Source organism: Nonomuraea sp. NPDC049784 (genome assembly GCF_040659615.1).
Classification (GTDB): Bacteria; Actinomycetota; Actinomycetes; order Streptosporangiales; family Streptosporangiaceae; genus Nonomuraea.
Window position 1 is genome coordinate 61,019 of the sequence record NZ_JBFAMX010000011.1, and the last position, 9,715, is coordinate 70,733.

The window sequence follows — 9,715 nt, forward strand, 5'->3', positions numbered from 1 at the left end:
GTCAGTCCTCCACGTTCGTGTAGCGGCTGCCCTCAGCCGCGCTCTGCTCGACCGCCTCCAGCACCCGCTGCACCCGCAGCCCGTCCGCGAACGACGGCGACGGGTCGGCCCCGGCGGCGATCGCCTCCAGGAAGTCCTTGACCTCGTGGGTGAAGGTGTGCTCGTAGCCGAGCCCGTGCCCCGGCGGCCACCAGGCGCCCACGTACGGGTGGTCGGGTTCGGTGACCAGGATCCGCTCGAAACCGCCGCCTCCGGAGCTGAACCACAGCTCGTTCATGGCCTCGAAATCGAACGCCAGGCTGCCGAGCGAGCCGTTGATCTCGATGCGCATCGCGTTCTTGCGCCCGAAGGCGAAGCGGGTGGCCTCGAACGAGGCCAGCCCTCCGCCCGACAACCGCCCGATGAACAGGGCGGCGTCGTCCACGGTGACCTGCCCCATGGAGTCGGCCCGCGAAGCGCCCAGGCCCGCGGACTCCGCGGCGAGCGGGCGTTCCTTGATGAACGTCTCCGTCAGCGCCGAGACGCCCACCAACGTCTGCCCGGTGATGAACTGGGCCGCGTCGACGATGTGCGCGCCGATGTCGCCCAGCGCGCCCGATCCCGCCTTGTCCTTCTGCAGCCGCCAGACCAGCGGGAACTCCGGGTCGACGATCCAGTCCTGCAGGTACGCGGCACGCACGTGCCTGATCTCGCCGATCCGGCCCTCTTCGACGAACCGGCGGGCCAGCGCGACCGCGGGCACTCGCCGGTAGTTGAACGCCACCATGCTCTTGCCCGGCGCGGAGGCCGCGGCCCGGACCATGGCCTCGGCTTCCTCCACGGTGTTGGCCAGCGGCTTCTCGCAGATCACATGCTTGCCTGCCTGCAGCGCGGCGATGGCGATCTCGGCGTGCGAGTCGCCGGGTGTGCAGATGTCGACGATCTGCACGTCGTCACGCGTGATCAGCTCCCTCCAGTCCGTCTCGGCATCGGCCCAGCCGAGCTGCGCCGCGGCGGCCTCCGTGCGCTCCTTCGACCGGCCGGCGATCACCGCCATGCGCGGCGTCAGCGGAAGGTCGAAGAAGGCTCCCACGCTCCGCCAGGCCTGAGAGTGAACGCGGCCCATGAACGCGTAGCCGATCATGCCCACGCCGATGGTGGTCTTGTCTGACATGCAACCCCCGATCAGGATTCGAACCCAAGAGAAAGGTATTTTTCGACGTTCTCCTTGGTGATGGTCTCGGACGCGAGCGTGATGGACTGCGGAACCTGCTGCTCCACCAGATCACTCATGCCCTTCCCCTGTGCTATCAGACGCGCGAGTTTGATAGCAGAGGAGGCCATCGTGGGGCTGTAGGTGACCGTGGCCTTCAGCACCGATGTGCCCGACTGGATCTCCTTCATCGCGTTCAGCGAACCGGCGCCGCCGACCATGATGAACTCGTCCCGGTTGGCCTCCTTGATCGCGGCGAGCACGCCGATGCCCTGGTCGTCGTCGTGGTTCCACATCGCGTCGATCTTCTTGTGCGCCTGGAGCAGCGACGTGGCCACCTGGTTGCCGGTCTCCACCGTGAACTTGGCGTCCTGCTTGGCGGTGACGCTGAACCCGTACGTCTTCAGCGCGTCCGCGAACCCCTTGCTGCGGTCCTGCGTCAACGGCAACGTGGCGATGCCCTGGATCTCGACGATGACCGGATTCGAGACGCCCTTGTCCTTGAGCTGCTTGCCGATGAACTGCCCGGCCGCGACGCCCATACCGTAGTTGTCGCCGCCGATCCAGGTACGGTAGGCCAGCTTGTCGGGGAAGACGCGGTCGAGGTTGATGACCGGGATCCCCGCCTGGGTCGCCTGCAGCGCGACCTGGTTCAGCTGCTGGCCGTCGTTGGGCAGGATGACCAGCGCGTTCACCTTGGCGGCGATGAGCGACTCGACCGCCGAGATCTGCTGGTTGATGTCGTTGGTGGGCTCGACCGGCTTGAATTCGACGTCGGAGTACTGCTTCGCGGCGCTCTCGGCGTTCTTGGCGATGGCCGCGATCCAGCCGTGGTCGGCGGCGGGCGCCGAGAAGCCGATCGTGACCTTCTGGCCAGGCTCGTCGTTGCCGCTCGCGGCGGGGGCTGGAGCGGCGGCCGCGCTGCTGGGCGCCGCCGCGGGTTCGTTGCTGGTGCAGCCCGCCGCTAAGAGTACGGCCCCGCCGACGAGGAATCCCCTGCGCGCGACGTTCTCACTCATGGTGCTCTCTCCTTCAGGTTCCGCCGCTGGAGAAGAACGGCGACGACGATGATCAGGCCCTTCGCGATGAGCTGGTCGCTCGTGTTGAGCCCGTTGAGAATGAACAGGTTGGTGATGAGCGTGAAGATCAGCAGGCCCAGGATCGAGCCCACGATCGTGCCCCGGCCCCCGGTGAGCAGCGTGCCGCCGATGATCACGGCGGCGATGGCGTCGAGTTCGTACAGGTCGCCGTGGGTGGACGAGCCCGTCGTCGTGCGCGCCATGATCAGGATGGCGGCGATGCCGCAGCACAACCCCGACAGGGCGTAGAGCAGCATCGTGTGCCTGCGCACGTCGATCCCGGCGAGCCTGGCGGCCTCAGGGTTGCCCCCGACCGCGTACGTCCGCCGCCCGAACGTCGTGCGGTTGAGCACGATCCACCCGAGCACCACGACCAGGGCGAAGATGTAGACCAGCAGCGGGATGCCGAGCACGCGCGTGGTCGACAGGTCGACGATGGCGGCGTTGTCGGCCTGGATGAGCTGCGTCTTTCGGTCGGACATGCGCTGCGCCAGCCCGCGGGCGGCGACGAGCATGGCCAGCGTCGCGATGAACGGCACGAGCCGCCCGTAGGCGATGAGCAGGCCGTTGACCAGCCCCGCTCCCGTGCCGACCAGGATGGCGCAGATCGCCATCACCACCGGCCCGTACGACTGGGTGGCGAGCGTCGTCGCCCAGACCGAGGCCAGCGCCATGACCGCGCCCACCGACAGGTCGATGCCACCGCCGATGATCACGAACGTGGCCCCGACCGTGATCACACCGATGGTGGCGGCCAGGGAGAGGATGCTGACCAGGTTGGAGGTGGTGGCGAAGTTCTCGGGCCTGGTGACCAGGCCGACGACGACCAGCAGCGCCAGAGCCACCAGCAGCCCGAGATGTCGCATCTCCCCTAATCCGCCGAAGCCGCGCGACGGCGGGGGCGCGGCCGCTCCGGACAGAGGCCGCTCCGTTGTGGGCTCGCTCATCACGCCGCCCTCCCATTCATGATCATGTCGAGTACGCGGTGCTCGTCCAGCTCCGCCGCGTCGCCCTCGTGGATGACCGATCCCTCGCGTAACACCAGCACCCGGTCGGCGAGGCCGAGCACCTCGGGCACCTCGCTGGAGACCAGCAGCACGCCGATGCCTCGCTCGGCGAGGTCGCGGATCACCGCGTACAGCTCGGCCCTGGCGCCCACGTCCACGCCCCTGGTCGGTTCGTCTAGCAGGAGCAGCTTGCGGCCGCCGAGCAGCCAGCGGGCGAGCACGGCCTTCTGCTGGTTGCCGCCCGAGAGCGTCCTGATCGGGCGTTCGGGGTCGGGTGGCCGGATGTCCAGCATTTCTGACAGGCGCTTGGCCTCGTTCCGCTCACGTTTGCGGTCGATCCAGCCGAACCTGGCGAACCCCGGCAGGCTGCCCAGCGTGATGTTGGCGGTGACGCTCTGGTCGAGGAGCAGGGCCTGGGCCTTGCGCTCCTCCGGGGCCAGGCCCATGCCGCGCCTGACGGTCCCGACGACGCTCCGGCGCACGGGCTGTCCGTCGAGCAGGACGCGCCCCGAGGAGGGGCGGGCGCCGTACACCGCCTCGAGGATCTCCGAGCGGCCCGAGCCGACGAGCCCGGCCAGCCCGACGATCTCGCCCGCCCGCACGGAGAACGAGACGCCGGAGAAGACGCCGGGCGAGGACAGGTCCTCGACCCTGAGGACCTCCTCGCCCAGGGAGCGCTCGGCTCGGGGCGGGAAGACGTACTCGACGTTCCGGCCCGTCATGAGGGAGACGATCTCCGCCGTGGGGGTGTCGCGCGCGGACAGGCCGACGGCCACCGTGCGGCCGTCCTTGAGCACGGTGACGCGGTCGCCGATCTCGCGGATCTCCTCCAGGCGGTGGGAGATGTAGACGACGGCCACGCCCTGGGCGGTGAGCTCACGGATGATGCGGAAGAGGTTCGCGACCTCGTCGTGGGCGAGGGCCGCGGACGGCTCGTCCATGATGATCAGCCGGGCGTCGTGCGAGAGCGCCCGCGCCATGGACACGACCTGCTTGGCGGCCGGCGACAGCCGTCCCACCTCGGCCGACGGGCGGATCTCCGGGTGGCCCAGCCGCTCGAGCACCTCGCGGGCCGCGCGCCTGGCGGCCGCCCTGTTCACGAAGCCGAAGCGGGCGTGCTCGTGGCCGAGGAAGATGTTCTCGGCCACGCTGAGCCCATCGACCAGGTCGAGTTCCTGGTAGATGGTGGCGAAGCCGAGCCTGATGGCGTCTATGGGGCTGCTCGGGCGCACTTCCTTCTCGTTGAACAGGATCGTGCCCTCGTCCGGCTGGTGGGCCCCGGCCAGCACCTTGATCAGGGTGGATTTGCCGGCGCCGTTCTGGCCGAGCAGGCAGTGCACCTCGCCCGCCCGTACGTCCAGGTCGACTCCGTCCAGCGCGCGCACGCCGGGGAACTGCTTGACGATGCCCTTCATGACCAGCATCGGGGGTCCCTTTCAGGCGTTGACGATGCGGTTGATGTTGTCCGGTGAGAGGTAGTGCTCGATGGAGAGGATCCCCGCCCCGAGCGCGGCCGCGTTGATGCCCGTACGGCTCGGCGTGATCGACAGGTGGTGCGTGGCCAGCGGGAGCGACCTGCGGTAGACCGTCTCCCTGATCCCGGCCAGCAGGTGTTCGTGCACCCTCGACAGCGCGCCGCCGATGACGATGACCTCGGGGTTGAAGAAGTTGACCAGGCTGGCCAGCACCTCGCCGATGTGCCGGCCGGCCTCTCTGACCAGCCGCAGCGCCTGGGTGTTGCCCGCCTGTACGAGTGCCACGACGTCCGCTCCCGACTCGGCCGCGAGGCCCAACTCGGTCAGCCGCCGCGCGATGGCCGCCCCACCGGCCACCGCCTCCAGGCAGGCGCTGTTGCCGCACCGGCAGCCCGCGTCCTCGTGGCCGCTGACCCGGATGTGGCCGATGTCGCCGGCCGAGCCCTGGGCGCCCCGGTGCAGCTTGCCCTCGGCCATGATGCCGCAGCCGATGCCCGTGCCGACCTTGACGAACAGCAGGTGCTGGATGCCCGGGAACGAGTGGCGGTGCTCGCCCAGCGCCATGACGTTGACGTCGTTGTCGACCAGCACCGACACGCCGTCGAAGTACTCGGGGACGGGGTAGTCGTTCCAGCCCGGCATGATCGGCGGGTTGTTCGGCCGTCCCGTGGCGAACTCCACCGGCCCCGGCACCCCGATCCCGATGGCGCGCAGCGCCGACCGCGGCCGCCCCGCCTCGCCGAGCAGCCGGTCGAGGCGCTGGTCCACGTGGGCCAGCACTTTCTCCGGCCCCTCGCCGATCAGCAGCGAGTCCTCGCACTCGGCCAGCATGTTGCCCGAGATGTCCATCAACGCGACCCGGCAGTGAGTGGCGCCCAGGTCGACGCCCGCGAAGGCGTGGTCCTCGGTGTGCAGGCGCAGCTGTCGCGGCGGCCGGCCCCCGGTGGACTCACCGCTCTCGGTCTCCTCGACCAGACCGCGCTCGATCAGCGCGTCCACGCGCTGCGAGATCGTGGACCTGGCCAGGCCGGTGAGCCTCGCGAGGTCGGAACGGGTCGTGGCCGAGCCGGCGCTGATAAGCGTCAGCACATCCCCGGCGGAGCCCGGCTGGGGGGTCATGCCGAGACAATAAGATCACCGATGCGGCAAATCAAGAGCCAGGATCGACCAAACTCCCCAAACTTCCGCCGAAGATCGAACAAAGCCCGGTTTGTGCTTAAATTTGCCGACTTTTTGGTGCCTGTCGCAGCCGTGGCTGGACGGGGTGATCCCCGCCGCCGACGTGGAGCGCCCGGCGGCGGGGGCTCGCAAGCGTCAGAGCATCGCCTTCATCGAGTCGGCGGCCGTGAGGACATAGGGCTGCTCGGCCATGACGGCCTCCCAGTTGCCCGCGATGGTCTCCGGCGTGAGGTCGTCGGTCTTCCAGCCCGGCCCCTCCGCCACGAACACCCGCGCCACCCGGCCGCCGCCGACGCTGAACACCTCGCCGCTCGCCTCGCACGTCTCGTGCACGAGGTACGCCACCAGCGCGCTCACCCGCTCGGGCGTGAACTTGGCCTCGAACTCGGCAGGCAGCAGCGCCTCCGTCATCCGGGTCCAGGCGATGGGCGCGATGGCGTTGGCCTTGATGCCGTTGCGGGCGCCTTCGATGGCGAGCGTCTTCGTCAGGCCGACCAGGCCCATCTTGGCGGTGGAGTAGTTGGCCTGGCCGAAGTTGCCGAACAGGCCGGCCGGGCTGGAGGTGTTGACGATGCGGCCGTAGCCGGCCGCCTTCATCAGCGGGTAGGCGGCCTGGCTGACCAGGTACGAGCCGCGTACGTGCACGGCCAGCACCCCGTCGAAGTCCTCGACCGTCATCTTCCCGAACGACTTGTCCCGCAGGATGCCCGCGTTGTTGACGACGATGTCCAGCTTGCCGAACGCGTCGACGGCCGCCTGCACGATGGCCCTTGCGCCCTCCGGCGTGGCGACGTTGTCGGCGTTGGCCACGGCCTGGCCGCCGTTCTTCGTGATGAGCTCGACCACCTCAGCGGCGGGCCCGGTGGAGGCGCCCGTGCCGTCGAGCGCGCCGCCGAGGTCGTTGACGACCACCTTGGCGCCCCGTTCGGCCAGCAGCAGCGCGTGTGACCTGCCGAGACCGTGCCCGGCCCCCGTGATGATCGCGACCCTGTCATCGAACCGAAGCATCGAACCTCCCACGCAGGAGAACAACATTCTGTTACGAGTACGATAACCGGGTCACGGCAGACGCCACAGGTCCGGCTCGCCAGGCTCCCTTCGTACCCGGCCCTTGGCCTCCAGCCACACCAGATGGGCCAGCGTCTCGTTGTTGGCCGAGCGACGCATGAACGGCGGGATCGTCTCCCACGGCCGCGACCACGTCAGGCGGGTGGCCGCGTCCCAGCACGTGACGCCGTCGAGGGAGCCCACGACCTGCTCGATCTCCGCCAGCCGCGCGTCGTGGTGCGCCATCACATAGTCCACCCGCTCGGCCAGCTCCAGGAACCGGTACTCGTGCGCCGGCAGCACCTCGTCCGCGTCCAGCTTGCGCACGGCGGCCAGCGAGTCGAGGTAGTCGGCCAGCGGGTTCGGCCCCGACTGGGGATGGACGGCCACGATCGGCGTGATCTTCGCCAGCACGTGGTCACCGGAGAGCAGCAGCCTGCGCGAGGGCGAGAAGAAGCAGAGGTGACCCGGCGAGTGGCCGGGCGTCCAGACGGCCCGCAGGTCCCAGCCGGGCAGGCCGAGCTCCTCACCGTCCTCGACGAGGCGGTCGGGCCTGGCCATCGAGACCATGTGCCTGATCATCATGGACGCGCCGGCCAGCTCGTCCAACGTCAGCGGCGGCACCCCGCAGCGGGCGAGCAGCGCGCGTTCCCGCTCGACGAGGGAGTCGATGGCCTCGTCGTCGTAACGCTCCCTGACCAGGCCCGCGTCGGCCGGGTGCAGGGCGATCCAGGCGCCCGACGTCTCCCGGATGCGCCCTGCCAGGCCGTAGTGGTCGGGGTGGATGTGGGTGACGAGCACGCCCTTGACGTCGGTGATCGCGTATCCGGCCACACCGAGGCCGGCGACGAGCGCGTCGTACGCCTCGTCGGTGTTCCAACCGGCGTCGACGATCGCCACCCCGTCGGGCAGTTCGAGGGCGTAGACCAGCACGTACCGCAGGGGGTTGATGGGGATCGGCACGGGGATCGACCACAGCCCCGGGCGTACTCGTTCGACCTCGGGGATCGCCCCGCCCACCCACGCCTCCCGCTGCGCCTGGCTAGCGGGAGTCACCACAAATTTCGCCACACTCCCGAATATAGTTCTGTATCAGAATCGTGTTTCACTAGGGGTCATGAAGCTGAGCGGCGAGACCTCCCGTAATGGCCGCTTCAATCGGCAGCCGAACCGTTTCACCGACCGCCTCGACTCTCCCGAGCCGGGCCGTTACCGCCTCTACGCCTCCTACGCCTGCCCGTGGGCGCAGCGCGTGCTGATCGTCAGGAAACTGCTGGGCCTTGAGGACCTGCTCGACGTCACGATCGTCGATCCCATCCGCGACGAGAAGGGCTGGCGCGTCCCCGGCGGCGACCCCGAGTACCTGTCGGAGCTCTACCACGCGAGCGACCCCGGCTACACGGGCCGCTACACCGTTCCCTGCGTCTGGGACGTCAAGGACAAGCGGATCGTCACCAACGACTTCCCGCAGATCACGCTCGATCTGGAAATGTCATGGGGCACTTCCCCCAACCTCTATCCGGAACGCCTGCGCCCCGACATCGACATCATGAACGACCGCCTGTACCACGGCCTCAACAACGCGGTCTACGAGGCGGGCTTCGCCCGTGACCAGCAGGCGTACGAGGAGGCGGTGGCGCGGGTCTTCACCACGCTCGACTTCCTCGAGGTACGCCTCGCCGAGTCGGAGTACCTCTTCGACACGCTCACCGACAGCGACGTGCGCCTCTACACGACCCTCGCGAGGTTCGACGCCGTCTACTACGCGCACTTCAAGTGCTCGGTGCGGCGGCTGATCGACTATCCGGCGCTGTGGGCGTACGCGCGGCGGCTCTACGCGATCCCGGCCTTCCGGGAAACCACAGTCTTCGACCAGATCAAGCGTCATTACTACATCACCCAGACCAACATCAATCCGAACCGGATCGTGCCAGTGGGACCGGAGATCGACTGGACCCTGTAAGCGCGGGCATCCGCACGAACAGCAGGGCCGAGGCCAGCATCACCGCGGCGGCGACGGCCCAGGCGGCACCCGTGCCCGCCTGGGTGGCCAGGGCGCCGAGTGTGAGGTTGCCCGCGACGCCGCCGGACTGGAGCGACAGCGAGCTGGTCGAGGTGACGGTGGTGCGCTCGGCGGCGCTGACCGCGTTGTGGGTCATCTCCAGGCAGAGCAGGCCCCCCACCGAGAGCCCCACGAAGAGCGTCACGTACGCCAGTCCGGCGCTCACCAGCCCGGCCGTGCCGCCGAACCCCGCCGTGGCGGCCAGCGACCCGACCGACAGCGCGGCCAGCACAGCCCCGGCGATCGCGCCCCGGGCCGAGCCGCCGGCCAGCCGCGCCACGCGGGGCGCGAGGGCACTGCCCGCCGCGCTGCTCGCGAACCCGAGGGCCGCCACCACGGCATAGGCCAGGCTGCCGCGCTCGGCCGTGCCGGCCAGCTCGGCCAGCCGCCCCGGGGTGAGCAGCTCGATGCTCATCAGCACCACGCCCGAACTGGCCGCCGCCGCCATCAGGCGGCGCAGCACCGCGCCGCCCGCCGCCAGCCGCACACCCGACACGACCGTGGCGGGCACCTCGCGCAGCACGCTCGCCAGCGACCTGCGGGCATGCGGCGGCTCGGGCATCGCGAAAATCACCACGACCAGCAGCACGGCCGCCGCCAGCGCGCCCAGCAGGGGCGGCGCGGCCAGCGGGAACATCAGCGAAGGCGGCACCAGCAGCGGGACGGCCCCGCCC

At 69.6% G+C, this 9,715-nt stretch carries 8 protein-coding genes and 1 pseudogene; 1 reads left to right on the plus strand and 8 read right to left on the minus strand.

Features of this window, described 5'->3' with window-relative positions; translation table 11 throughout:
* Window position 1: 1 nt before the first annotated feature.
* From AB0J09_RS05315 to AB0J09_RS05345, 7 genes are all read right to left on the minus strand, one after another.
* On the minus strand, window positions 2–1,153 hold the full coding sequence (locus tag AB0J09_RS05315) for a Gfo/Idh/MocA family oxidoreductase (protein WP_360685440.1): 1,152 nt from the start codon (window positions 1,151–1,153) through the stop codon (window positions 2–4).
* A gap of 11 nt (window positions 1,154–1,164) precedes the next feature.
* A complete protein-coding gene (locus tag AB0J09_RS05320) occupies window positions 1,165–2,211 on the minus strand; it encodes an ABC transporter substrate-binding protein (RefSeq protein WP_360685442.1) in 1,047 nt (348 codons plus the stop codon).
* Window positions 2,208–3,218 carry an ABC transporter permease gene (locus tag AB0J09_RS05325; RefSeq protein ID WP_360685445.1) on the minus strand — a complete coding sequence of 337 codons (1,011 nt, stop codon included), beginning with the start codon at window positions 3,216–3,218 and terminating at the stop codon, window positions 2,208–2,210. The genes AB0J09_RS05320 and AB0J09_RS05325 overlap by 4 nt, the downstream gene beginning before the upstream one ends.
* Entirely contained in the window at window positions 3,218–4,702 is a 1,485-nt protein-coding gene (locus tag AB0J09_RS05330) for a sugar ABC transporter ATP-binding protein (RefSeq protein ID WP_360685448.1), read from the minus strand. Before AB0J09_RS05330 ends, AB0J09_RS05325 begins: the two co-directional genes overlap by 1 nt.
* A gap of 12 nt (window positions 4,703–4,714) precedes the next feature.
* Window positions 4,715–5,872, minus strand: a complete 1,158-nt coding sequence (locus AB0J09_RS05335; RefSeq protein ID WP_360685451.1) for an ROK family transcriptional regulator — start codon at window positions 5,870–5,872, stop codon at window positions 4,715–4,717.
* 195 nt (window positions 5,873–6,067) lie between these two features.
* Entirely contained in the window at window positions 6,068–6,940 is an 873-nt protein-coding gene (locus tag AB0J09_RS05340; RefSeq protein WP_360685454.1) for an SDR family oxidoreductase, read from the minus strand.
* A 51-nt stretch (window positions 6,941–6,991) separates the two neighbouring features.
* Window positions 6,992–8,050 carry an MBL fold metallo-hydrolase gene (locus AB0J09_RS05345; RefSeq protein ID WP_360685456.1) on the minus strand — a complete coding sequence of 353 codons (1,059 nt, stop codon included), beginning with the start codon at window positions 8,048–8,050 and terminating at the stop codon, window positions 6,992–6,994.
* Between the two features lie 46 nt (window positions 8,051–8,096).
* On the opposite strand from AB0J09_RS05345, the gene AB0J09_RS05350 reads away from it, so the two are divergent.
* Window positions 8,097–8,942, plus strand: coding sequence for a glutathione S-transferase C-terminal domain-containing protein (locus AB0J09_RS05350; RefSeq protein WP_360685459.1), 846 nt, complete (start codon window positions 8,097–8,099; stop codon window positions 8,940–8,942).
* On the opposite strand, the pseudogene AB0J09_RS05355 reads toward AB0J09_RS05350, so the two are convergent.
* Window positions 8,890–9,715: pseudogene (locus AB0J09_RS05355) on the minus strand (hypothetical protein); the annotation flags it as partial. The gene AB0J09_RS05350 and the pseudogene AB0J09_RS05355 sit on opposite strands and share 53 nt — an antisense overlap.